This window comes from Schaalia sp. JY-X169 (assembly GCF_014069575.1).
GTDB lineage: Bacteria > Actinomycetota > Actinomycetes > Actinomycetales > Actinomycetaceae > Scrofimicrobium.
The window spans coordinates 800,148-824,114 of record NZ_CP059675.1; the positions used below are offsets into that span (position 1 = coordinate 800,148).

Annotated in this window: 17 protein-coding genes and 1 tRNA gene; 13 read left to right on the forward strand and 5 right to left on the reverse strand. The window is 57.4% G+C overall.

The window, feature by feature from the left end:
* The first annotated feature begins 38 nt into the window (after nucleotides 1-38).
* Nucleotides 39-824, forward strand: coding sequence for a 2-oxo-hept-4-ene-1,7-dioate hydratase (gene hpaH / locus H2O65_RS03550; protein ID WP_182142251.1), 786 nt, complete (start codon nucleotides 39-41; stop codon nucleotides 822-824).
* Nucleotides 809-1,672, forward strand: coding sequence for an HpcH/HpaI aldolase/citrate lyase family protein (locus H2O65_RS03555; RefSeq protein WP_182142253.1), 864 nt, complete (start codon nucleotides 809-811; stop codon nucleotides 1,670-1,672). The genes hpaH and H2O65_RS03555 overlap by 16 nt, the downstream gene beginning before the upstream one ends.
* 100 nt (nucleotides 1,673-1,772) lie before the next feature.
* Here the strand turns inward: H2O65_RS03555 and aceE are convergent, their stop codons facing one another.
* Nucleotides 1,773-4,472, reverse strand: coding sequence for a pyruvate dehydrogenase (acetyl-transferring), homodimeric type (aceE, locus tag H2O65_RS03560; protein ID WP_398397244.1), 2,700 nt, complete (start codon nucleotides 4,470-4,472; stop codon nucleotides 1,773-1,775).
* A gap of 275 nt (nucleotides 4,473-4,747) precedes the next feature.
* Between aceE and H2O65_RS03565 the strand changes: the two genes are divergently transcribed.
* From H2O65_RS03565 to H2O65_RS03580, 4 genes are all read left to right on the forward strand, one after another.
* Nucleotides 4,748-5,149 (forward strand): DUF3052 domain-containing protein, encoded by a 402-nt coding sequence (locus H2O65_RS03565; RefSeq protein WP_182142257.1) that lies wholly within the window; start codon nucleotides 4,748-4,750, stop codon nucleotides 5,147-5,149.
* 144 nt (nucleotides 5,150-5,293) lie between these two features.
* Nucleotides 5,294-6,574 (forward strand): MFS transporter, encoded by a 1,281-nt coding sequence (locus H2O65_RS03570; protein ID WP_182142259.1) that lies wholly within the window; start codon nucleotides 5,294-5,296, stop codon nucleotides 6,572-6,574.
* A complete protein-coding gene (locus tag H2O65_RS03575) occupies nucleotides 6,571-7,506 on the forward strand; it encodes an alpha/beta hydrolase fold domain-containing protein (protein ID WP_182142260.1) in 936 nt (311 codons plus the stop codon). Before H2O65_RS03570 ends, H2O65_RS03575 begins: the two co-directional genes overlap by 4 nt.
* Before the next feature lie 100 nt (nucleotides 7,507-7,606).
* Nucleotides 7,607-7,680: transfer RNA gene (locus H2O65_RS03580), tRNA-Val, on the forward strand.
* On the opposite strand, the gene H2O65_RS10640 is transcribed toward H2O65_RS03580, so the two are convergent.
* The 3 genes from H2O65_RS10640 to H2O65_RS03595 all read right to left on the reverse strand — a co-directional run bounded on the left by H2O65_RS10640 (nucleotide 7,640) and on the right by H2O65_RS03595 (nucleotide 11,780).
* Nucleotides 7,640-9,364 carry a recombinase family protein gene (locus tag H2O65_RS10640; RefSeq protein WP_398397247.1) on the reverse strand — a complete coding sequence of 575 codons (1,725 nt, stop codon included), beginning with the start codon at nucleotides 9,362-9,364 and terminating at the stop codon, nucleotides 7,640-7,642. The two genes, H2O65_RS03580 and H2O65_RS10640, sit on opposite strands and share 41 nt — an antisense overlap.
* Nucleotides 9,365-9,624: 260 nt before the next feature.
* Nucleotides 9,625-10,221, reverse strand: a complete 597-nt coding sequence (locus tag H2O65_RS03590; protein WP_182142262.1) for a TetR/AcrR family transcriptional regulator — start codon at nucleotides 10,219-10,221, stop codon at nucleotides 9,625-9,627.
* A gap of 330 nt (nucleotides 10,222-10,551) precedes the next feature.
* Nucleotides 10,552-11,780, reverse strand: a protein-coding gene (locus H2O65_RS03595; RefSeq protein WP_182142265.1) for an IS3 family transposase whose coding sequence is annotated in 2 segments (ribosomal slippage) — nucleotides 10,552-11,486 and nucleotides 11,486-11,780 — 1,230 coding nt in all. Because the reading frame shifts where the segments join, the coding sequence is not laid out codon by codon here.
* Between H2O65_RS03595 and H2O65_RS03600 the strand changes: the two genes are divergently transcribed.
* A complete protein-coding gene (locus H2O65_RS03600) occupies nucleotides 11,780-13,315 on the forward strand; it encodes an IS1634 family transposase (protein WP_182142267.1) in 1,536 nt (511 codons plus the stop codon). The two genes, H2O65_RS03595 and H2O65_RS03600, sit on opposite strands and share 1 nt — an antisense overlap.
* A gap of 188 nt (nucleotides 13,316-13,503) precedes the next feature.
* On the opposite strand, the gene H2O65_RS03605 is transcribed toward H2O65_RS03600, so the two are convergent.
* Nucleotides 13,504-14,100 carry a TetR/AcrR family transcriptional regulator gene (locus H2O65_RS03605; RefSeq protein ID WP_182142268.1) on the reverse strand — a complete coding sequence of 199 codons (597 nt, stop codon included), beginning with the start codon at nucleotides 14,098-14,100 and terminating at the stop codon, nucleotides 13,504-13,506.
* A 175-nt stretch (nucleotides 14,101-14,275) separates the two neighbouring features.
* On the opposite strand from H2O65_RS03605, the gene H2O65_RS03610 reads away from it, so the two are divergent.
* From H2O65_RS03610 to H2O65_RS03635, 6 genes are all read left to right on the forward strand, one after another.
* Nucleotides 14,276-16,240 (forward strand): class I SAM-dependent DNA methyltransferase, encoded by a 1,965-nt coding sequence (locus H2O65_RS03610; RefSeq protein ID WP_220458779.1) that lies wholly within the window; start codon nucleotides 14,276-14,278, stop codon nucleotides 16,238-16,240.
* Nucleotides 16,241-16,242: 2 nt separating this feature from the next.
* The gene (locus H2O65_RS03615; protein WP_182142272.1) at nucleotides 16,243-17,598 is read left to right on the forward strand and encodes a hypothetical protein; all 1,356 of its coding nucleotides are present in this window, start codon (nucleotides 16,243-16,245) and stop codon (nucleotides 17,596-17,598) included.
* A 108-nt stretch (nucleotides 17,599-17,706) separates the two neighbouring features.
* Nucleotides 17,707-17,940: a type II toxin-antitoxin system RelE/ParE family toxin gene (locus H2O65_RS03620; protein WP_259349575.1), complete on the forward strand. Its 234-nt coding sequence runs from the start codon at nucleotides 17,707-17,709 to the stop codon at nucleotides 17,938-17,940.
* 22 nt (nucleotides 17,941-17,962) lie between these two features.
* Complete coding sequence (locus H2O65_RS03625) at nucleotides 17,963-19,054, forward strand: ImmA/IrrE family metallo-endopeptidase (RefSeq protein ID WP_259349576.1); 1,092 nt, start codon at nucleotides 17,963-17,965, stop codon at nucleotides 19,052-19,054.
* Between the two features lie 2 nt (nucleotides 19,055-19,056).
* On the forward strand, nucleotides 19,057-22,014 hold the full coding sequence (locus H2O65_RS03630) for a type I restriction endonuclease subunit R (RefSeq protein WP_220458780.1): 2,958 nt from the start codon (nucleotides 19,057-19,059) through the stop codon (nucleotides 22,012-22,014).
* 80 nt (nucleotides 22,015-22,094) lie between these two features.
* A complete protein-coding gene (locus tag H2O65_RS03635; RefSeq protein WP_182142276.1) occupies nucleotides 22,095-23,966 on the forward strand; it encodes a hypothetical protein in 1,872 nt (623 codons plus the stop codon).
* Nucleotide 23,967: the final 1 nt, after the last annotated feature.

Below are 23,967 nucleotides of genomic sequence, written 5' to 3' on the forward strand. Positions count from 1 at the left end.
TTGTCCTCTAGTAGGTCTTACTGACGAAGGGTTCTTGAATGCTTGACGATTCACAACTGACCGCGATTGCGGATGAACTGGCGCAGGCCGAGGCCGATCGCACGATGGTCCCGCTCCTCACCGCGAGATACCCAGACATGGTTGTTGAAGATTCCTACAGGGTCCAGGCCAAGTGGGTTCAGCGCGGCATTGCCGACGGCAGGCGCCTTGTGGGACGCAAAATTGGTCTCACCAGCAAAGTCATGCAGGTTGCAACGGGAATCACCGAGCCCGACTACGGTGCGATTTTCGAGGACATGGTTTATGACAATGGTGGGGAGATCCCATTCGACCGCTTCTCCAATGTGCGGATCGAGGTCGAACTGGCCTTTGTTCTGAAGACGGATCTCTCCGGTCCTGATGTGACGATCTTTGATGTGCTTCGGGCGACAGAGTACGTGGTTCCTGCCCTTGAGATTCTTTCTTCCCGGATCGAAATGCAAGGACGTACGATCGTGGACACCATCAGCGATAATGCTGCGATGGGGGGAATGGTCTACGGAGGTAATCCGGTCGCGCCCGACGCTGTTGATCTCCGCTGGGTTTCCGCACTGCTGTACCGTAACCAAACCATCGAAGAATCCGGCGTTGCGGCCGCCGTGTTGAACCATCCCGCCACGGGGGTTGCATGGTTGGCAGGAAAGCTGGCGCAGCACGGCGATGGTCTCAAGGCGGGCGATATCGTCCTCGCTGGCTCCTTCACCCGGCCAATGTGGGTGGAACAGGGCGACACGATCCTGGCTGACTACGGACCTCTGGGGACAATCTCATGCCGCTTCATTTAGACCCGGAGCCTGTTCAGCCGCATCGCGAAGGACTGGGCCAGCCGCGTCCGGCGCTCCCAAAGACACTGGGACGGTTGCTTGCGGAAACCGGTGACCGCCCCCTGGTGGGGATGTGGCTCTGTTCGGGCTCAAGTGTCATGGCGGAGATTGCGGCGGGATCGGGCTTGGACTGGTTGCTGATTGACGCAGAACACTCGCCGTTGAGCCTTGCCCAAATGCAGATGCAGCTCCAAGCCATCGCTGCCAACCCCATCACCCCGGCCATTCGTGTTCCCAGCGCCGACCCGGTGACGATCAAGCAGGTTCTTGACCTGGGTGTGCAGAACATCGTGGTTCCGATGGTTTCCGACGCTGACCAAGCCAGGGCGGCCGTCGCCGCTGCCAGGTACGCGCCGGCTGGAGTGAGAGGAGTTGGTAGCGCCCTCGCACGTTCCGGTCGGTGGGGGCGAGTCCCCGGCTACCTTGAGAACGCCAACGACTACGTGAGTGTCACCGTGCAGATTGAAACTGCCGAGGGCGTTTCAAACGCGGAAGAAATCATGCAGGTTGACGGAGTTGACGCCGTGTTTGTGGGGCCGTCAGACCTGGCTGCATCCATGGGCCTGATTGGTCGCCAGACCCATCCTGACGTGGTTTCGGCAGTAATGTCCGTGGTCGACCGAGGTCGCGCCTTGGGCAGACCGGTGGGCGTTAATGCCTTTGACACTCATGCTGCGCAAGACTACATCGCCGGGGGAGTGCGCTTTATCCTTGTTGGCGCCGATGTGACCATGGTGGCCCGGGGCAGTGAAGCACTGGCGCAAAAGTGGGTGCCGGAAGTGGGCGTTTCCGAGGCCGCAGCCTATTAGTCACGCGTACTTCCAGCAGGGCTGGGTGTGACAATGCCCCGGAAGGCCGAAGCCAACCGGGGCATTTTCACGGGTCCGCACGGACTTGGAGCGACTAGTGTTAGTTCTCCAGGCGCGGAGCCGCATCGATTGAGTAATCGAACAGTTCGTACTTGTCGATAGCCTGCTGGATCACAGAGTGGTCCAGCTTCCCGTCATAAACCAGTCCCTGCAGGACTCGCACGGCTGTCGACTCAGCATCAACGTGGAAGAAGCGGCGTGCAGCGCGGCGAGTGTCCGAGATGCCGAAGCCATCTGTGCCCAGCGTCAGGTAGCGGCCCGGGATCCATGGGCGGATTTGGTCGTGGACCATGGTGGACCAGTCGGATGTCGCAACGTACGGGCCTTCGGTTCCAGCCAGTTGGCGGGAGATGAAGGGGTGGCGGTACTCCTCATTCGGGTGCAAGAAGTTGTGCTCATCGGCCTCAACCCCGTCGCGCCGCAACTCATTCCATGAGGTCACAGACCAAACGGCTGCGTCAACACCCCAGTCCTCAGCAAGAAGACGACGAGCTTCGCGAGCCCACGGCACGCCCACACCCGATGCGAGGATCTGTGCCTTGAGGCCCCCGTTATTCGTGTGGTCATCCACCTTGTAGATACCGCGCAGAACGCCCTCGACATCTAGATTCTCAGGCTCAGCAGGCTGAACGATCGGCTCGTTGTAAACCGTCAGGTAGTAGAGGATGTTCGGGTCACGCGGGTCGTCCTTGCCATACATCCGCTTGATACCGTCTTTGAAGATGTACTTGATTTCGTACGCGTACGCCGGATCATAGGAAACGAAGCCGTGGTTTGTTGACGCCAGCAGGTGCGAGTGGCCATCAAGGTGCTGCAGGCCCTCACCTGTCAGGGTGGTGCGGCCAGCGGTTGCGCCAACCACGAAACCCTTGGTCAACATGTCGGCCGCCGCCCAGAACTGGTCGCCTGTCCTCTGGAATCCGAACATCGAGTAGAAGATGTAAACCGGCAGCAAGGGGACATTGTGGGTCGTGTAAGCAGTACCCGAAACCTGCAGGGCCGCTGCTGATCCGGCCTCGGTGATGCCGGTGTGCAGAATCTGGCCCTCGGTGGACTCCTTGTAGGAAAGCATCATGTCGGCATCGACCGACGTGTAGTTCTGCCCGTGGGTGTTGAAGATCTTTGCTGACGGGAAGATTGAGTCGAGGCCGAACGTTCTCGCCTCATCCGGAATGATCGGCACAACGTACTTGCCGACTTCCTTGTCCCGCATCAGGTCCTTCAGTGCGCGAACGAACGCCATTGTCGAGGCGACCTTTTGGGTTCCGGACCCCTTCTCAAGTGACTTGAAAGGCTTGTCCGGAATGGTCTCCCACCTCGGGTCATTCGGCAGACGCTCCGGCAGGTATCCGCCGAGGACGTGACGGCGTTCCTTCATGTACAGCAGTGCCGGATCGTCTTCGGCAGGACGGTAGTAGGGCGGAGCGCCCGGGCTTGCATCCAGCTCTTCATCCGTGATCGGAATCTGCAAGCGGTCACGTAGCAGTTTCGCATCGTCTGCGGACAGCTTCTTCATCTGGTGGGTTGCGTTGCGGCCAGCAAACGACGGGCCGAGGGCGTAGCCCTTGATGGTGTGAGCCAGAATCACGGTGGGCTGACCGGTGTGTTCCATCGCTGCCTTGTAGGCTGCATAGACCTTGCGGTAGTCGTGGCCACCACGACGCAGATCCCAAATCTGCTGGTCACTCCAGTTCTCAACCATCGCCTTGGTGCGTGGGTCCCGACCAAAGAAGTGCTCACGCACGTAAGCGCCATCATTGGCTTTGAAGGTCTGGTAGTCGCCGTCCAGGGTGTTACCCATCAGGTTGACGAGGGCGTGATCCTTGTCTGCAGCAAGCAACTGGTCCCAGCCACGGCCCCAGAGGACCTTGATGACGTTCCAGCCAGCACCCTTGAAGAATGCCTCCAGCTCCTGGACGATCTGTCCGTTACCACGCACAGGACCATCAAGGCGTTGCAAGTTGCAGTTGACGACAAATGTAAGGTTATCCAGCCCTTGAACTGCTGCCATTTGCAGGAGTCCACGTGATTCTGGCTCGTCCATTTCACCGTCACCAAGGAATGCCCAGGTGTGCTGGTGGCTGGTGTCTTTGAGGCCGCGAAGGTGCAGGTAACGGTCAACCCACGCCTGGTAGATAGCGGCTGCGGGGCCGAGGCCGAGCGACACGGTCGGGTACTCCCAGAACCAGTCAAGCTGGCGGGGGTGCGGGTAAGAGGGGAGACCGTGTTCCGTCGAAGCCTGCTGACGGAATCCGTCCAGATCGTCCTCGGTAAGGCGCCCCTCAACGAACGCGCGTGCGTAGTTACCGGGGGAGGCGTGACCCTGGAAGAAAATGTGATCGCCGCCGCCGGGGTGCTGCTTGCCGCGGAAGAAGTGGTTCAGTCCGACCTCGTACAAAGTGGCAACTGAAGCGTAAGAAGAGATGTGTCCGCCGACCCCAACCCCGGGTCGCTGAGCGCGGGTCACCATTGCGGCCGCATTCCAGCGGATCCACATGCGATAGCGCTTCTCCATTGCCTCATCACCGGGAAAGTAAGGTTCCTGCTCTACAGGAATGGAGTTGATGTAGGGAGTTGTTGTCTCAAGCGGGATCGACACGTCACGACGACGGGCCTCATCCAACATGTGCAGCAACAGGTAACGAGCTCGAGGCGCGCCCTTCTCTGCAATAAGGCCCTCGAGAGAATCGATCCATTCCTGCGTCTCATCGGGGTCGTTGTCGGGTACCTGGCTGAGCATTCCGTTTACGACTGGCCGGTTCAGGGGAGTCACTAGCAACCACATCCTTGAAGTCTTGAGTGCCCACGTTCAGTGGGCTGGCATAGTCCTATTGTCCAACAATCGGGGCCGACTTGGCGACAGATCTGGGACTTTCGGGCCATGAACTTGGACTCACCGACAAATTGAGCGTCTCATTTGCACCGACCGCGCCGCTATAGAATAGGGTTTGATCTATCGGTCAGAGCAGTATCTGATCGGTAGTAACTGTATCCATTCGGAAGGTGGTTTGACAGGTGGGCGAGGGCCTCGGGTTTGCTCCTGGTCAAGTAGTGCAAGAGTTCTACTTTGATGAGGACGTGGACAACACTTTGCGGGCAACCGTTGAAAAGGAAACCGGCGGAACCATTGTCGCCTGGGACTACGAGGACATGGTTGATGGTGTCCTCATTTGGTGGCGTGAAGAAGATGCGTTTGAAGAGGACCTGGCTGATGTCCTGATGGATGCCAGTGCAAACCTGGATGATGCCGGTGGCATCGTCTACGTGATGACGCCGAAGCCGGGGCGGAAGTCGTCTGTCCCGATCGACCAGGTTGCTGAGGCCGCGAAGACCGCGGGCCTCAAGGCTACGACCGCAACGTCGGTGGCTCCTGATTGGGCTGCAATGCGCCTGGTGGCGCGCCCTCGCAAGAGGTAGATAGCGCATACTCTACGGCTGGCAGTGTTCTGACTTTGGACAACTGCTGAGACACTTGTCGACTTGACGCCTCGGGGGTACTGGCGTGTGCTTACATTAGGTGTCTGCCGCCATTGGGACGGCACTACCCAAGGGAACACGACAATGTCGAACGTTGCAAAGGTGCCCAAATCTCCCTCTTCTGAGGCGGGCTCTCCCACATCAACTTCCATGGCCGACATGGTTGGCCACCTCTACGCTGATCTTTCTCTATCGCGCAAGATCCTGCTGGTCGCAACCACTTTCACCAGCTACATGCTGTTCGCCCTCGCCTGGAACTGGGGCGACATGTATGTGACGAGCCTGGGGTTTAGCGCTTCTCGAACTGCGGTTATGACCAACGCGATTACGCTCGCGCAGGTCGTTGGATCCCTGGTGGCTGCCAATGTCATTGTGCGGATGGGGATTCGTAACTCCTATGCACTGGCCGGCGCACTGATCGTCTTCGGCGGACTGGTTTCCCTTACTCAGGCTTTCCCGTTGGTTTTCTTCATCCGCTTCGTAATGGGGCTTGGTGGAGCCCTCATGGTTGTGATGGGGTCCGCTATCGCGGCGAAGGTCCTCACCGGCCGCGATTTGCAGATCGCCAACGGTATCGGCTCTGTTGCCTTCAACACCGGCCTCGCGGTTGCCATGACGTTCGGTGGAATGGTGGTGGGGCGGCCGATCATTGGCGTCCTCATTGCTGCTTCGCTGTCTCTAATCCTTCTCGTCGCCTGGTGGATCGTCTCCAAGATGGTTCTGCGCCCGGAACCCGCGCAAGAGGTGGCCCAGGACACTTCCTTTACGATGAAGGATGGCTTCAAAGAGTGGTTCAACTGGGTTTTCGCCCTCGCATATACCGGGCTCTTGAGCTACTACATCGTCGCATTCACATTCATGGATCCGTCGACGATCCGCTGGGTGGTTTACGCGGGGATCGTCGGGGCACTGAGCGGCACGGTAGTATCCGCAAAAACAGACAACGCGACCAAGCCACTTGTTGTTGTGTGGTGCGCCCTCGCGCAAGTGATTGCTGCCGCCGCAGTACTGGCGATGTCGGGGCATCGCCTTGAAGTTCTCATCGGCGTCATCCTTGGCTTCGTGATCTTCTTCCCAATGCCCTTCTTCGTGCAGACCGCGTTCATTCGACCGGGTGTCACACCTCGCCAAATCGCGGTGACGTTCTCCATCTTCTGGGCAGTTAGCTACGCGGGGTCGGTCGTCATCATCATGATTTTCGCCGCGATCGCAGATGCCACCGGTGGGTTGGTAGCGGGCACGAACATCCCGGTCTCAGTGGCCCCGATGATCTTCATCGTCTTTGCGGAGGCCACATTCCTGATCGGGACATTCTTGATCTGGCGCTGGTTTAAGAAGCAGAATGCACTGGCGGTGGCGTCATGAGTCTTCATCCTGCTTTCCGCGAGTACCTGGACCAGTTGAACCCACTCGTCGTGAAGGCTGCCGCCGAGGGCGTCCAACCGACCCCGGATTCAGCACGCGCTGCGCTTGCTAGTTTGAATCAGTTCGCACTCCCGGCGGTGGCTGTAGCAGAGGTTCGTGAATCAGCACTGGGTGGGATTCCGGTGCGTATCTACATCCCTGAACCCGAAGAAGCTTGTGATGTGGTCTTCTTCGTTCACGGAGGTGGGCATATGGCAGGAGACCTCGATGTTTACGACTTCTCGGCCCGCCGCTTAGCGGGTTCTTCCGGGATGGTGGTTGTTTCTGTTGATTACGCCAGGTCTCCGGAGGCGCGATACCCGATCGGCCTCGAACAGACGTATGCGGCCCTTCAGGAGGTAAGTCACGGATTGCCGGGCGTGAGGGTCACGGGCAAGATCCACGGGTTTGCGGATTCGGGTGGCGCGGCGAAGCTGGCGTCCATCGCTCAGCGGGTTGCACGTGGGGAGTGGCGTTCGCCTATTGACCGGCAGGTGCTGCTTTACCCCAGCCTCGATTACACGATGAGCGGGGAGACCATGGACACCTACGGACAGAACTATTTCCTGTCAGCAGAGCGGGTTCAGTGGTACTTCGACAACTACTTCAACGAGGGCGATGACCGCGCGCAGGCTTCACCCGGGCTCGGACCCTTCAACGCCGCGATGCCGGAGACGTTGGTGATTGCGGCGGAGTACGATCCGCTTTTCTCCGAGGCCGTCTCATACGTTGAGGCCATGAGGGCTGCGGGTTCCTCTGCTCACCTCATTGTGGCCACGGGCATGATCCATGCTTTCGCCTTCTTCGAGGCGATGGTGGCTGACGATGTCGATCGCCTCTACGAAGTGAGTGCGGACTTCCTAGCGGATGGGGAAGTGCCCAAGCAGTGGTGAAGGACACCCTCAAGCTGCTGGGCGGCGTTTTGGGGCAGACGAGGGTTTACCACTATGATGTAACGGTTGCTTGAAGCGTAAGGCGCGGACAGTAACTGCAGGGCCTATAGCTCAGTTGGCTAGAGCGCCACGTTTACACCGTGGATGTCGGGGGTTCGAGTCCCTCTGGGCCCACAATTGAAGACGTATTAGAACACCTGACATCGGTTGATGCGGGTTTTGGTTTGAGGGCCGCGAAGGGCTCAGCGAGTCGAATCGTCGCCCTTTCGTCTTCGCTGATCTCGATGCCGTCAGTGAGCGCCTGGTTCGCGAGCCGTTTGCCTTGGTCGTTCGTGCGAGCGTAGAGCGTGGCGCAGTCGACCAGCAGGCCGAGGGCTGTACTGAGTTGTTTGCGTGCCCCGGTGTGGTGGTCGTGTTCGCTGGCGAGGCGCCGGTCGATGTCGGCGACGCCGGTACGGATGCGGTCTTGGTGGCGCTTCAATGTGTCGAGGTCGATGGCGTCGGCGAAATGCGCGGCGAGGAGCTTGTCGCTCTCGTTCTGGAGCCGCTTGCGGTTCTCGGTCAGCTCGGCCAGTTCTTGGGAGCGGGAGGCGAGGCGCTTATCGAACGCGGCCTCGACTTGCGCGGCGAGGGCGGTGTACTCGGCCTCGGTGATTGCGATGTCTTGGTAGCAGTCGGCGACGAGTTGCTCAGCGACACCGATGGGAACGGCGCGGCGAGTGCAGTTCTTGCGTCTCGAAGCTCGCCCTGAGCAGACGTAGTAGCCGTATCGGACGCCTTGCTTGTTGGCTGGGTAGTCCAGTTGCATCCGTGATCCGCACGATCCGCAGTACAGTGTGCCTTTGAGGTAGTGGTCGTGTGAACGTCGCCGTTCAGAGGCAATCCTGCGCGAATCAAGCAGTGCTTGGACTTGCTGCCAGGTTTCGATATCGATTAGCGGCTCGTGTGTGCCCGGCCGCTCGGCCCCTTTGTAGCGGACAACGCCGATGTAGTAAGGGTTGCGCAGTAGTTTGAAAAAGCCTGAGCGCGCGACGGGGCCTGACGGTCGTTGCGGTGTCGGCACGGTGTTGAGGCCGCGTGCGGTGACCTCAGCTAGGAGATCGACGACGGTGCGGTCACCGGTGGCGTACTGCTCGAACACCCATTTCACGAAGGGTGCCCGCTCGGTGTCGATCTCGACGGTGCGGTACTCGCGGCCTTGCTCGTCGCGCTTACGGACGTTGAGGTAGCCGATGGGTGCGCGCCCTGGTGTGCCGCCGGTCTCGAACTTCTGAGTCAGGCCCTTGGTGACCTCAGTGGCGAGGTTCTTGGAGTAGAACTCGGCAATCGAGGACATGATGCCGTGCAGCAGCATCCCCGAGGGGGTCTCGTCGATGTTCTCGGTAGCAGAAACGAGTGTCACGCCGTTAGCAATAAGGATGCGATGAATTTCGACATCATCGATACGGCTACGAGCGAGACGGTCAACCTTGTGAACAATGCAGTAAGTAACGCGGTGCGAAACTACGAACTCGAGCATCCGTTGCAGCTCAGGTCGGTCTGCCGATCGAGCGGACTCACCTGCATCGACAAACTCTCTGACAATCTGAGCACCAAGAGACTCGGCCTTTCGCGCGTTTGCCTCTCGTTGGGCAGGAATTGAGAAGCCCTCATCGCGACCTCCTTTGGCCGCCTGCTCCTTCGTTGAAACGCGTTGGTACGTGACCGCGGTTGGTGCCGTGAAGTTTCCAAGTTCAACTGGCGCTCCGGATTGTGCCTTCACCGTATCCTCCCGTTCTGTCATGACTTGTGGTGGTTTTCTCGTCAGCCATATCAACCGAGATCTGCCGGTTGCGGAGCTCCTCAGCATGTAGTTCATCAGCAAGATGAAGCACAAGCGCCGTTAAGCGAGCAAAATCTGGTGCAGCGCGCACTCGGGGTTCTGCCGAGATTGTTCGACCCGTACCTGTAACCCGAAACTGCTTCATGCAGAGTAGGTGCACACCAGTTCCCATGGAACTTCGATCACACCTCAATTAATGAGCGTATTTCTAGACCGCCTTGAGCTACCACGCCTCTGGCAGATCGAGGTACGTACTAGTCCGTATGTAATTGCTGTGTAGCCAAGAATACCTTGGTTTACTCGATTCTTATAGGGAAGGCAGGTCGAGAGAGTCCGAGTAGCCCTCGCCCAAGTGCCGCGATGAGGAGTTCGTCTGCGCGTGTCTGGAATTCGGGGGTAAGAAAGCGAGCAGCAGCGTCAGCGATCTCAGGATCATCCCCGGGTTGATCATTGCGAAGCGCGATGATGATACCCACCTGAATGTCGTTCAGCCAGTCTTCGATGGTGGCTGCCAATGGTTTGATTGCGCCTACGACAGAGTCGGCCAACAGGCGGATCAATGCCTGGCCTTCGCGGCGTGTGAATAAGTGTTCTAGTGCCTTTTCAACCCTTGCAGACACAGTGGCAGGGTCCGATTCTGTGCCATGTTGGAGCTGGCCTTCGAGAAAGGTGATGGACTGACCCCGCATGTGACTGATGGCATTCAACGCAACATCTTCCTTGCCGCGAAAGTGGTGGTACATGCTGCCATGCCCGACGCCTGAGCGTTGCTGAATCATCTGTGGACTCGTCGCTTCGAATCCGCGTTCTGCTAAGAGTGCACATGCCGCTGCCAGAAGTTTCTGCTTTGAATCGTACGAAGGGCGACCTGGCCCTCGTCTGACTTCACTCATCTGATACCTCGGCTCTCTTACACCGCCAGCATAATTCCATACCAGTAAGTCTGAATATCCATTGGCTTCTGCGAGAATGTCAGTGGTGTCCGATACCGTCTTCCAGTAACCTGACTTGGACCACCTGGGGCTCTTTTGGTGTGTTGGGTTTGTGTTTGTGCTGGTCATGGGTGGTTTGGGTTTGGGGTTTGGGTAACTAACGGGGTTGGTAGAATGCCCAGGTGAGTCCCTTTTTGCGTAAAGTTCCCACCGCTTCGGGGGCGACCGCGGTGCAGATCGTGGATAAGAGTGGGGGCCAGTACTGAAGCGGTCCAGGTTTTGTTCCGCTGTTTATGCTAGGGCTTTTGCTCTGGCATTGGTGTTATGGTGGTTTGCTTCGTATTCGGTTGGGGTCAGGTAATCTAAGGCTTCGTGGAGACGGTCGTGATTCCACCAGTGAACCCATTTCAGCGTCTCGAATTCGACCTCGGTTACGGAGGGCCAGGGCCGGCGGGCGTGGATGAGTTCGGCTTTGTAAAGGCCATTGACGGTCTCGGCCAGCGCATTGTCATAGGAATCTCCGCGTGACCCAACCGATGGGGTAATGCCGGCTTCTTCCAGACGCTCGGAATAACGAATCGACACGTATTGAGATCCGCGATCTGAATGATGTACTAAACCAGTTAGGGCCTGTTTTTTTGCACTGTTCAGTGCGTGTTCCAACGCCTCCAAAGGCAGGTCTTCGGTTCGCATCGTCGAGCGGGTGGACCATCCCACGATCTTGCGGGAGAACACGTCGGTGACAAAGGCGGTGTAACAAAACCCGGACGTAGTTCTCACATACGTAATGTCTGCCACCCAAAGCCGGTTTGGGCCAACGGCAGTGAATTTACGGTCCACCAAATCCAGACGCGCATCAACTGTCTTAGATCCGCAGGTAGTCATGGGTTTACGACCTCGGCGGATCCCTTGAAGGCCGGCCTTGCGCATAAGACGCCCGGTTTGTTCACGCCCGATCATCCAACCCTGCCGGCGTAAGGCATGCCACATTTTGCGTTTGCCGTAAACCCCGTAATTATTGGCGTGAACCTCACGCAACACGGGTAACAACTGGCGATCACGTACTTCCCTGTGACAGACAGGACGCGTTTTAGCAGCCCTGTAGCCTCTGGAAGTGAGGAACCCGCTCTCTGTCGCACCTAAAGTGCGGCAGATCGGCTCGACCCCGAAACGATGCTTGTACATGTCGATATACGCGATCATCTCGTCACGGGGCGGTCGAGCTCGGCTGCAAAAAACGCTGACGCAGTTTTCAAGATTTCATTAGCTCTTCTCAGTTCCGCGATTTCCCGCTTTAACCTGCGAACTTCAGCAGATTCCTCAGTCGAAACACCAGGGCGCCTGCCGGCATCAACATGTTCTTGATTGATCCATCTGCGCAGTGTCTCATTAGCGATCTCAAGGCGAGGCGCCGTCTCTTTGATCACTGCTGACTGCGACAGTGACCGATCATTTTCTAGCCGATCCAAAACCATGCGTACCGCACGATCCCGAAACGACTTGTCATACTTTACTGGCATTGCTCCATCCTCTCAAAAAGGACGGAACTAAACCTGGACCGCTTCAGTACCGCATTGTTGAGCATCTGGGGTCAGCTCACAGCCCCGGTGAGCTTGCCGCACTAATGCAGGTAGGTCGGGAGCGGCTGCATCCGGGTCAAGAGGAACTGGATTTAGGTTTAGACCCCACAGTGCGTGGCGGGGCTGTTGTGCAGTCTCAGTCATCACGCTTGTTGGTGGAAGTGATCCAAAATGCGTGGGATGCTCTCGGGTTTGATGTAATCGCAGATGAGGGGTTCTTTCAACTGGTCCTGGCCCGTTTGGTGGAGCCAACTTCAATGGTTGATAGTTGCCGCGTATTGGAAGAACTGGGGGTCACCCCCGTGCATTACTCAACCTTCAAACGAGCCTTGACGCGGGCTGGGGAGCGTGATTACCGGGGCCAAATCGCGAAGGCCTGCTTCAATCATTCCCTGGTTACGAGTGGCCTGTCCCTGCTGCTTTACGACGTGACGACCTTGTATTTTGAGGCTGAGAAGGAGGATGACTACCGCAAGGTCGGGTTCTCTAAAGAACGCCGGGTTGACCCTCAAATCGTGGTGGGCTTACTGGTGGATCGGGCGGGTTTCCCTTTAGAGATCCACTATTTTGCTGGTAACAAACCCGAAACCCAAACCATCCTTCCAGTCATCAAAGCCTTCGCTGACCGTAATAACGTGGTTGACATGGTGGTGGTAGCAGATGCGGGAATGCTGTCAGCAACCAACCTTGATGCCATCGAGGAAGCCGGGTTGCGGTTCATTGTGGGATCGCGGATGACGAAAGCACCCCAGGACTTGGCGGGCCACTTCCACTGGCACGGCAGTGACGCTACCGATGGTCAAATCGTTGACACCACTACCTTGAAGCGCGGTAAGCCCCGCGCTGACCCGGAGGGCAGTGTTCCTCTCACTCCGCCGGTGTGGGACCCAGGCAATGTGGCCCACGCCAGGTCGTGGCGCACGGTGTGGCAACACCGCCACAAACGCGCAGTAAGAGACCGTCACACTCTCCAGAAGCAGCGTGAACGAGCCGAAGCAGTTATCAGCGGTGAAAGGCCCGGTAAAGCGGCCAGGTTTGTGAAGACCAGTGGCACCAAACGTGTTTTTGACCAAGCCACTTTTGAGCGGGCCCTGCTGCTTGCCGGGTGGAAAGGCTACATCACTAACATCCCTAAAACGGTGATGGACGCCCAAGAGGTTGTCGCTTCTTACCACGAACTGTGGCATGTGGAGCAGTCGTTCCGCATGAGTAAAACCGATCTGCAGGCTCGCCCTATCTTCCACCGTGAGCGAGATGCTGTTGAAGCCCATTTCACCGTGGTCTTCACTGCCCTAGCCATCAACCGCTACCTCTACGCAGCAACTGGGACCACCTTGAAAAAACTGGTACAAACCCTCCGGCCCCTACGAGACGTCACCATTCAGATCAGCGGCCAACAAATCACCGCCACCCCCAAAATCAGCGCCCAAACACAAAAAATACTCACCAACCTCAAAACCAACACGGGTAACTAAAGTGGTCCAACTCAGGTGTAACCCGAAAGTGCTTCATGCAGAGTAGGTGCACACCAGTTCCCATGGAACTTCGATCACACCTCAATTAATGAGCGTATTTCTAGACCGCCTTGAGCTACCACGCCTCTGGCAGATCGAGGTACGTACTAGTCCGTATGTAATTGCTGTGTAGCCAAGAATACCTTGGTTTACTCGATTCTTATAGGGGAGGCAGGTCGAGAGAGTCCGAGTAGCCCTCGCCCAAGTGCCGCGATGAGGAGTTCGTCTGCGCGTGTCTGGAATTCGGGGGCAAGAAAGCGAGCAGCAGCATCAGCGATCTCAGGATCATCTCCGGGTTGATCATTGCGAAGCGCGATGATGATACCCACCTGAATGTCGTTCAGCCAGTCTTCGATGGTGGCTGCCAATGGTTTGATTGCGCCTACGACAGAGTCGGCCAACAGGCGGATCAATGCCTGGCCTTCGCGGCGTGTGAATAAGTGTTCTAGTGCCTTTTCAACCCTTGCAGACACAGTGGCAGGGTCCGATTCTGTGCCATGTTGGAGCTGGCCTTCGAGAAAGGTGATGGACTGACCCCGCATGTGACTGATGGCATTCAACGCAACATCTTCCTTGCCGCGAAAGTGGTGGTACATGCTGCCATGCCCGACGCCTGAGCGTTGCTGAATCATCTGTGGACTCGTCGCTTCGAATCCGCGTTCTGCTAAGAGTGCACATGCCGCTGCCAGAAGTTTCTGCTTTGAATCGTACGAAGGGCGACCTGGCCCTCGTCTGACTTCACTCATCTGATACCTCGGCTCTCTTACACCGCCAGCATAATTCCATACCAGTAAGTCTGAATATCCATTGGCTTCTGCGAGAATGTCAGTGGTGTCCGATACCGTCTTCCAGTAAGGCCAGACTTGCCTAGTTCGGGGCAGGTATCTGCACTACTACGCACGACCCAAAGGATTTTCATTGGTGAACAGTTCTATCAATCACGCACGGATCGTCGCCTTAATCTGGGGCATTGCCGATGATGTGCTTCGCGACCTGTACGTGCGCGGTAAGTATCGCGATGTTATTTTGCCTTTCACTGTCTTGCGGCGACTCGACAGCGTGCTTGAACCAACTCGCGACGCAGTGATCGAAATGAAGAAGACGCTGGACGGCGCGGGCATCGCGAACCAGGATGGCCCGCTGCGCAGTGCCGCAGCGCAGGACTTCTACAACACCTCGGGCTTCACGCTGAAAGACCTGCGCAGCACCGCGAATCAGACACGTCTGCGGCAGAACTTCGAGGCCTATCTCGATGGCTTCTCGCCGAACGTGCAGGAAATCATCGACAACTTTGAGTTCCGCAACCAAATTCCGCGTCTCACCAAGGCTGACGCGCTGGGCTCGCTCATAGAGAAGTTCCTGCAGCCCGACCTTGACCTTTCACCCACGGGCCTCGACAACCACGGTATGGGAACGGTGTTCGAAGAACTCGTGCGTCGTTTCAACGAAGAGAACAATGAGGAAGCTGGTGAGCACTGGACGCCGCGTGACGCGGTGCGTCTCATGACGAGGCTAATGTTCGAACCCATTGCAGACAAGATCCCTTCGGGCACATACCGCTTGTACGACGGCGCGATGGGAACTGGCGGCATGCTTACTGTGGCCGAAGCGACTCTAAAGCAGCTCACCGAGCCCGCGGGTAAGCAAATTTCTACGCACTTGTACGGCCAGGAGATCAACGCTGAAACCTATGCAATCGCCAAGGCCGACCTGATTCTCAAGGGTGATGGTGCAGCTGCCGACAACATCGTCGGTGGCCCCGAATACTCGACGCTTTCGAACGATGCATTCGCTGGGCAGGAGTTCGACTTCATGCTCTCGAACCCACCGTATGGCAAGAGCTGGAAGACCGACCAGGAGCGCCTCGGTGGTGCGAAGAAAATTATCGATTCGCGGTTTATCGTCTCGCACGCGGGTGACAACGAATACTCGCTTGTTACGCGTTCGAGTGACGGCCAACTTATGTTTCTTGCGAACCTCATCGACAAGATGAAGCAAGATACGGTGCTTGGTTCACGCATTGCATCGGTGCATAACGGTTCGTCGCTTTTCACCGGTGACGCCGGGCAAGGCGAGAGCAACATGCGACGGTGGATCATCGAGAACGACTGGCTCGAAGCGATCGTCGCGTTGCCGCTCAAGATGTTCTACAACACAGGTATCGCCACTTATGTGTGGGTGCTCTCGAATCGCAAGGAAGAGCGCCGCAAGGGCAAGGTCCAACTGATTAACGCGGTCGACTGGTTCACCCCGCTGCGCAAGAACCTCGGCGAGAAGGGTGTCGAGGTCAGTGCTGCCGACGCCGACAAGGTACTCGCGGCGTTCAATGCCTTCGACGAGTTCGACGACCCCGACCACTCGAAGGTGTTCGACGGTGAGGACTTCGGCTACTCGAAGATCGTGGTCGAACGCCCGCTGCGTATCCGCGGCATCGACCCCGAGCGCGCGTACAAGGCCGCGGAGATCAAAAAGCTGAAGGAGGTGGGTGAGCGCGACGAAAACGCGCCCGCTGTCATCAAGAAGGTATTGCCGAAGAGCGCGGTGGCCGACCCGCTGCGAGGACGCTTCGCGGTGACGATCGGTGGTGAGCAGCGCGTCGTTGAGTACGAGCCCGACGCAGAACTGCGCGACACAGAGCAAGTGCCGCTCACCGAGCCGACGGGCGAGTTCGAGACAGGCATCGAGGCGTTCTTCCGCCGGGAGGTCTTGCCCTATGCCCCTGACGCCTGGATCGACGAATCGAAGACCAAGATCGGCTACGAGATCTCATTCACTCGCCACTTCTACAAGCCCACCCCGATGCGCACCCTCGCCGAAATTCAGGCCGACATCCGAGCGCTCGAAGCCGAGACAGATGACCTCATCGCAGAGATCGCGGGAGACTAGTGATGTTTCGTGACCTGCCGCAGTACCTCAATCAGCAGGAAACAAGCATGCCGTGGTGTCCGAGCATTCCGGATCACTGGCACATGTCGAGAAACAAGGCTCTCCTAGAGCCGAAACACGAGAAGGTCGGTCTACGAAGTAGCGATTATGACTTGCTGTCTCTAACCAAAGCTGGCGTAATCTACCGCGACATCGATGGCGGGAAGGGCAAGATGCCCGCCGCGTTCGATGACTACCAGGCCATCGAAGATGGCGACTTGATTATGTGTCTTTTTGATGTCGATGAGACACCTCGAACGGTCGGGCGCGCCAGGCAACGGGGAATGATCACTGGTGCCTACAACCGGTTCGTTGTGGAAGACGAAGTCCTGGCAGAGTATCTAAACCTGTTCTATAAGTCTGTCGATGACGTGAAGGGACTGAGGCCTTTGTACCGAGGCCTTCGGAAGACGGTTCCGATCGACAGCTTCCTGTCGAGTCAAGTTCCCCTGCCTCCGGTGGAGGAGCAGACAGCGATCGTAAAGTACCTCGCCCACGCGAACGCCCGCATCGACAACGCCATCGCCGCCAAGCGACGCCTCATCACCCTCCTCGAGGAACAACGAGCAGCGGTGCGAGACAAGCTTATTGAAGAAGGCGCATGGCCACGTAAGAGACTGAAGACACTTCTATTGCGTGTCGATCAAGGTGTTAGCCCGCAAGCGGAGAGTCAGGTGCCTGGTCCCGGTGAATGGGGAGTGGTCAAGTCAGGTTGTGTTAACAACGGTCGCTTTCGTGCCGATCAGGTGAAACGGCTACCGGATGGATTCGTAGTTCCAACGGCGCTGTGTATTGCTGAGGGAGATCTCTTGGTCTCGAGGGCGAATGGTTCAGCAGATTTGGTCGGTTCCGCCGCACGTGTTGTTGGGCTAGTGCATCAGTCGATCCTGAGCGATAAGACTTTCAGGCTTGTGTTGCGTCCCGATATTGATACGGATTTTCTCGCGATATCGATGAATTCCCGATCGTACCGCCAGCAAGTTCTTGCGGCCATTAGTGGTGCCGAAGGGCTGGCAAACAACCTTCCGTTGTCGGCTCTGCGGAGGATGGAGTTTTCTGTTCCACCGATCGATATTCAACGAAATATTGTCAAGCGTGAGCATGTGGAATCCCGAGCTATAGAACGCACGTCGAACCGTGTCAGCACAGAGATTCTACTTCTGGAAGAGTTCCGCACGCGATTAGTCGCCGATGTGGTGACGGGGCAGGTCGATGTGCGCGCAGTCGCGGAGACACTTCCCGATCCGATAATGCCCGACGTCAGTCTTGATGAAGACGGGACTAGTCTCGAAGATTTGTTAGGGCACGAAGACGATTGAGCCCCAGCATTTCCGCACTACTTCAAAAAGTGTTACGATTCAGGTAACATAATGGAGTTGAGATACGCAACCAACGAGCTTGAGAAACAATGCACCGAAGAACGGTACATGCAGCGCAAGCTGGGTGTGCAGGTGGCCAAGTCTTTACGGCTGCGCCTCACGGAGCTGCGCAGGGCAAGCGAACCGGCCGATCTGTTGCTCGGCGCAGGCAACTGGGAAGAGCTGAAGCAAGACCGCCAAGGACAGTGGTCTGCGAGGTTGACGAAGAACTGGCGATTAATTGTAGAACCCGAAGGTAACGACATCATCGTTTGGATTATCGAGATCGTTGACTACCACTAGTAAACAGAGAGGAGATCGCGGCATGACGCACAACAGCATGACCCCGACACTGCCTGACTACGCAGTCTCACCGGGCGACTTCATCCAGGAATGGCTCGACGAGAACGGCATCAACGCTGCGGAGCTTGCACGTCGGCTTGACGTCACGCCAAAGCATGTGTCCGAGCTGCTCTCTGGCAAGGCGCCACTCTCCGCTACTCTGTCGATTGCTCTCGAGCGTGTTACTGGCACCCCGGCGAGGTTGTGGAACCGCACGGAGGCAATCTACCGCGAGGACCTCGCACGTCTCGCAGAGTGCGAGAAGCTCGAGGCGCAGTACGACCAGGCCAAGTTGTTTCCGTTGCCCTACCTTCGCAGGTTCGGTTTTCTGATGTCTTCCAACAAGGACAAGGCTGGAACGGTGCGCGAGCTTCTGGAGCTATTCCGCATTGGGGATTTGGGAGCGTTTGAGGCGACATGGGTGCACGCGAAGGTCGCGTACCGCAAGACGAAGCTCAGTACCGACAAGACACACGAGCAAGCGACATGGTTGGCGCTCGGCGAGCGTGAGGCCGCAATCGATGACCTGCCCGATTTCGATCGTGATGCTCTGGAACGTCTGATTCCAGCATTGCGCGCACTCACCGTAGAACCGAACCCCATCGAGTCCCTCCGTAAGATCAAGGAGTTACTGCACGAGGTGGGAGTGGCGTTCGTCCTCATCCCGCCGATCCCTGGGTTCGGCGTCTACGGCGCGACTCGTTGGATTGCGGAGCACCCGGTTGTGCAGTTATCTGTCAGGGGTAAGTCGGACGACCAACTCTGGTTCACACTCTTCCATGAGCTCGGGCATGTGCTGTTGCACGGGCATAAGACTGTGTTCGTGCAGGGCACCGAAGGTAAGGAAGAAGACGAAGCCGACAACTTTGCTTCTAGGACACTGATCCCGCAGGAGTTCGTACACCGCATTCCTACGAGCCGAAACCTCGCCGCAGTTCAAGAACTCGCACACGAGCTCGGCATTGCACCAAGCATCGTGCTCGGGCAAGCGCAGCGGATCACGAAAGACTACAAATGGGGCCACTCGTTGAAGGTCAAGCTCGAATGGGGCTCTGCGAGCGAGAAGGCGGCCTAACCGTGAAATACCTCAACGAAGAGAGCCTCGAGAAACTCATCGTCGCTCAGATGACTGAGCATGACTCGGCAGAGATCGGTTGGCGCGAAGGCGACGCTGCGGCGTTCAATGCGTCATATGCGCTCGACCTCGGCGAGTTGGCTGGTTTCGTCGCCGCGACGCAACCGCACCTGTCAGAGGCACTTGGTTTGAATGCTGATTCGCCGGGGCAGCATAAGTTCCTCGCACGCCTACAGGGCGAGATCACGAAACGTGGAGTGGTGCACCTGCTGCGTAACGGCGTCGACCACCTCGGTCATCACGTCGACCTGTATTACCCGATGCCCACGCCCGGTAACGCGCGTGCGGCAGAGGCCTTCAACGCCAATCGTTGGGTCATCACGCGCCAAGTGCATCACAGCGTGAGCAAGCCCGGCGACGCCATCGACCTTGTCGCGTTCGTCAACGGTCTGCCGATCTTGACTTTCGAGTTGAAGAACAACATCACGAAGCAGACCGTGGAAGACGCGGTTGCCCAGTACCAGCGCGACCGCGACCCGCGGGATCCGCTCTTCGGATTCGGGCGAACGCTCGCACACTTCGCCCTTGATGATCAGCGCGTGAAGTTCTGTACTGAACTGAAGGGCAAGGCGTCCTGGTTCCTGCCTTTCGATCAGGGTTTCAACGATGGTGCGGGCAACCCGCCAAACCCGAACGGGGTGAAGACCGACTACCTCTGGAAGCGGACGCTCTCGCCGCTGAGCCTCGCCGGGATCATCGAGAACTACGCACAGATCGTCGAAGAGAAAGACCTGAAGTCCAACAAAAAGAAACGCAAGGCAATCTTCCCGCGCTTCCACCAGCTCGACGTGGTGCGCAAGCTACTGTCGAACGTCGCAGAGAACGGTGCCGGGCACCGGTACCTCGTGCAGCACTCGGCAGGCAGCGGTAAGTCGAATTCGATTGCGTGGCTGACGCATCAGCTGACAGAGACGACGTACGACGGCAAGCTCGCCTTCGATTCGATCATCGTGGTGACCGACCGCATCATCCTTGACAGTCAGCTTACCCAGACGATCAAGTCGTTCCTGCAGGTGGGGTCGACGGTGATGCACGCCGACAGATCGGGCGACCTTCGTCGCGCGATCACTGATGGCAAGAAGATCATCATTACGACGGTGCAGAAGTTCCCGTACATCCTCGACGACATTGGGTCTGATCACCGTGACCGCCGCTTCGCGATCATCATCGACGAGGCACACTCGTCGCAAGGTTCAAAGACCTCCGCCGCCGTCTCCCGCGCCCTGGCAGGCATCGAGGTGGATGACGACGATGAGGTCACTTTCGAGGATCAAATCAACGCGATCATCGAGGGCAAGAAGATGTTGCCGAACGCGAGCTACTTCGCGTTCACGGCGACGCCGAAGAACAAGACGCTGCAGATGTTCGGCGATCCCGTTCCTCAGGCAGACGGAACCATCGGATACCGACCATTCCACTCGTACACGATGAAGCAGGCCATTCAAGAGGGGTTCATCATGGATGTGCTCGCGAGCTACACGCCCGTGGGCAGCTACTACAAGCTCATGAAGACGGTCGAGGACGACCCCGAGTTCGACGCGAAGCGTGCATCGAAGAAGCTCCGCGCGTACGTCGAGGGCAACCAGCACGCGATCGCGCAAAAGTCCGAGATCATGGTCGACCACTTCCTCGCGCAGGTCATCGCGAAGCAGAAGGTCGGCGGCCATGCGCGTGCCATGATCGTCACCTCCTCGATCCCGCGCTGCATCGAGTACTTCCATGCTGTGCGCAAGGTGCTCGCCGAGCGTCGGAGCCCGTACAAGGCGATCGTGGCGTTCTCGGGTGAGCACGACTACATGGGCGAGAAGGTGACCGAGTCGAGTCTCAACGGATTCCCCTCGCGTCAGATCGCCGAGAAAATCAAGGAAGACCCCTTCCGTATCCTCGTCGTTGCGAACAAGTTCCAGACCGGGTACGACGAACCTCTCATGCACACGATGTACGTCGACAAGACCCTCTCGGGAGTGCTCGCCGTGCAGACGCTCTCGCGGCTCAACCGTGCGCACCCGGCGAAGCGCGACACCTTCGTGCTCGACTTCGCGAACGACGCCGACGACATCAAGCGAGCCTTCGATCCTTACTACCGGACGACGGTACTCTCTGAGGAGACCGACGCGAACAAGCTGCACGACCTAGTCAATGACCTCGATACGATGGCGATCTACACGCCGGAACAGGTTGACGACTTCGTGCGTCGATACCTCGATGGCGTAAGAATCGACCACCTGCATCCGCTGCTTGATCGGTCGGTGCAGGAATACATTGAGCTGCCCGAAGAAGACGACCAGGTGAAGTTTAAGGGCAACGCGAAGGCGTTCCTGCGCACCTACAACTTCCTCGCAACGGTGCTGCCCTATGGCAGCGTCGAGTGGGAGAAGCGGGCAATTTTCCTCGACAACCTCGTGCCGAAGCTTCCCGCACCAAAGGATGAAGACCTCTCCGCGGGCATTCTTGAGAACATCGATCTTGAGTCGTACCGGGCCGAGAAGTCCGTCGCGATGCGCATCGTGCTCGACGACGAAGAAGGCTCCCTAGAGCCCGTGCCCGCAAACAGCAGCGGCATGCTCAATGACCCCGCGCTCGAGAAGCTCTCCGCAATCGTGAAAAGCTTCAATGACCACTTCGGCAATATCGAGTGGGAAGACGAAGACCGCATCCAGCGCCGCATAGCCGAGGAGATCCCGCGCCTCGTCGCCGAGGACGAGGCCTACCGCAACGCCCAGGCGAACGGTGACCCGGTCAATGCCCGCGTCGAGAGTAACAAGGCGCTGGCGAAGGCCATGCTGAGCCTCATCGCTGACGAGACGCAGCTTTTCAAGGAGTTCCAGGACAACGAGAGCTTCAAGTCCTGGCTCGAAGACGCAGTCTTCAACGCCACCTACTTGAAGGACGCGGCGTGATCGGTATACGCGCCATTCAAATCGTGGCACTGAGCCTGCTGCGGGCTATCCTTCAGAATTCTTGATGGGATAGATGCAAGATGTCTGACGCAGATGCGCAACAGAAATTTAGCCTCGACTATACAAGCGAAGAAGCGGAGTCCTTAGCTGCAATCTTGGACGCTGCAGCTGTGGAAGCCCGTGAACCCTGGGATCTACTTGACCGAATGACGGTAGCGCTTCGTGGTGATGATGGTGAGTTCCAGAGAACAGCGCTAATTGTTTGCGTTGAGAGGGCCTTTGCGCACAGTTTTGAGGAGGAAGCGAATCATAAGGGTGCGCTAAGAATGGGAGTTCGTTTCTCTTCGCCCGATGGCAGCTGGCCTCCTGGTATCGATACGGTGCCTCTTGAGGAGAAGGAAGTTTGGGAAAAACTCTCAGAACTCGTGAATCATCCACTGCCGAAGGCCCAACTCTTAGACTTGCTCTTCACCTCGAGAAGAATTTCCGGCCCCAAGCAAGCGAGCGGCCTCATCCAAATTTACGTGGATCTGGCGGCCAATTCGAACCTTGACCCCTACTACCGGGCGTCCTGCCTTCGACGAGCCTGGAGCGTGGCGCGTCAGTATGAGCTACCCACGGAACGTGACCTGCGCCGCGCGTTGTACGCCATGGGACACAGTCTGGCAATTCGAGGCGATGTCCCGCCCGGAATTCTGTTGAGGCCTTTTGAGTCGTTGGTGGTTCCTCCTCGAACAGACGACTTTATAGACCCGACTCGACAGGATGTACGAGAGCTTCTTGAGAAGATTCGTGCAGATGAAGCGTCAATGATTGTTCAGGAAGGCGTGACAGACCTTCTTGTTGATCTTGCTGAGAATGCGGATGAAATAGCCGAGGCGCGAAGGGTGCTTGCCGCGGCATATCTCGATACTGCAAGTGCGTCGCAGGGGATGCTTTCAATGCATTGGCTGCAGACTGCAGCGCAGTACTCGCAAGCGTACGGGCTTACCGATTTGCGTGACAAAGCAGTGCGGGATATGCAGTCGATTCCGCCCGAGTCTCTCGGCATGGAATCTCACGTGTTCGATTTCACGCTTCCGATGCATATTCAGGACGGGCGACTAAGGCGTTATAGGTGGTCACGTGATCTTTTGAGCGCGCTTGAAATTTGGTTGGCTACTGATTCTCCGACGGGAGACCATGAAGCAAACGTGGAGCAATCGCGAGAACTTTCGCGCTCGGGTATCCGACAGCTGGTTACTCGTACGACTTTCGAAGCAAACGGGTTACCATTACGCACTTCGGTTGGCCCAGAGCAAGCAGAAACTGAAGAACTCGAACGTGTAGAGCAGATCAATGCCCGATTCTATAGCTTATTGCTTGCGCGTGAGCTTGATGCGATCAAGCAAGAGTACGGCGTTCTCGAGCCAGGTCTTATCGCGGCGCATTTTGTTAGGCGATACGGATGCAATGACGAGCTGGGTCAGGAGTTTGCGGAATGTCTGAGTCTGTATTGGGAAGGAAGGTATTCTGACGCTGGTCGTGCAGCATTCCCGCTTATCGAAGCGGCGCTACGTGGGACGTTATGGTCGCTTGGCAGCCCGCTCTTTCGAATTCAGACAGGTGATGCTTCAGGCAAATTCCCCGCGCTGGAAACGTACCTCACGAAACTTGAAGAGCATGAGTTTGACCCGAGTTGGTTGCGCTGCCTTAGAAATCCCATCGCGACATTGCGTAATGCGCTCGCGCATGGGCATCGGTTCCGCCTCGAATCGGACGAGGCAGCTCTGCTTATTCGCTGTGCAGGGTTACTTGTGCTCTTGACTCCGCCAGACGCCCGCCAAGCTGATAGAGATTCGATCGCAACAAGATTGGTCGATCCAATCGGCTGGGCTGCAACGCAAGTTGAGATGGTTCGGGGATGGAGTCGAGTGTGGGTACCACGATGTACTCAAGCGAGGTCACAGTGAC

What these genes read in the sequence shown, in the direction of transcription:
- aceE (WP_398397244.1), bottom strand. Translation starts at nt 4,472, where the DNA reads ATGCTCAGCCAGGTACCCGACAACGACCCCGATGAGACGCAGGAATGG.
- H2O65_RS03570 (WP_182142259.1), top strand. Translation starts at nt 5,294, where the DNA reads ATGTCGAACGTTGCAAAGGTGCCCAAATCTCCCTCTTCTGAGGCGGGC.
- H2O65_RS03625 (WP_259349576.1), top strand. Translation starts at nt 17,963, where the DNA reads ATGACGCACAACAGCATGACCCCGACACTGCCTGACTACGCAGTCTCA.
- hpaH (WP_182142251.1), top strand. Translation starts at nt 39, where the DNA reads ATGCTTGACGATTCACAACTGACCGCGATTGCGGATGAACTGGCGCAG.
- H2O65_RS10640 (WP_398397247.1), bottom strand. Translation starts at nt 9,364, where the DNA reads ATGAACTACATGCTGAGGAGCTCCGCAACCGGCAGATCTCGGTTGATA.
- H2O65_RS03575 (WP_182142260.1), top strand. Translation starts at nt 6,571, where the DNA reads ATGAGTCTTCATCCTGCTTTCCGCGAGTACCTGGACCAGTTGAACCCA.
- H2O65_RS03615 (WP_182142272.1), top strand. Translation starts at nt 16,243, where the DNA reads ATGTTTCGTGACCTGCCGCAGTACCTCAATCAGCAGGAAACAAGCATG.
- H2O65_RS03605 (WP_182142268.1), bottom strand. Translation starts at nt 14,100, where the DNA reads ATGAGTGAAGTCAGACGAGGGCCAGGTCGCCCTTCGTACGATTCAAAG.
- H2O65_RS03590 (WP_182142262.1), bottom strand. Translation starts at nt 10,221, where the DNA reads ATGAGTGAAGTCAGACGAGGGCCAGGTCGCCCTTCGTACGATTCAAAG.
- H2O65_RS03620 (WP_259349575.1), top strand. Translation starts at nt 17,707, where the DNA reads ATGCAGCGCAAGCTGGGTGTGCAGGTGGCCAAGTCTTTACGGCTGCGC.
- H2O65_RS03635 (WP_182142276.1), top strand. Translation starts at nt 22,095, where the DNA reads ATGTCTGACGCAGATGCGCAACAGAAATTTAGCCTCGACTATACAAGC.
- H2O65_RS03555 (WP_182142253.1), top strand. Translation starts at nt 809, where the DNA reads ATGCCGCTTCATTTAGACCCGGAGCCTGTTCAGCCGCATCGCGAAGGA.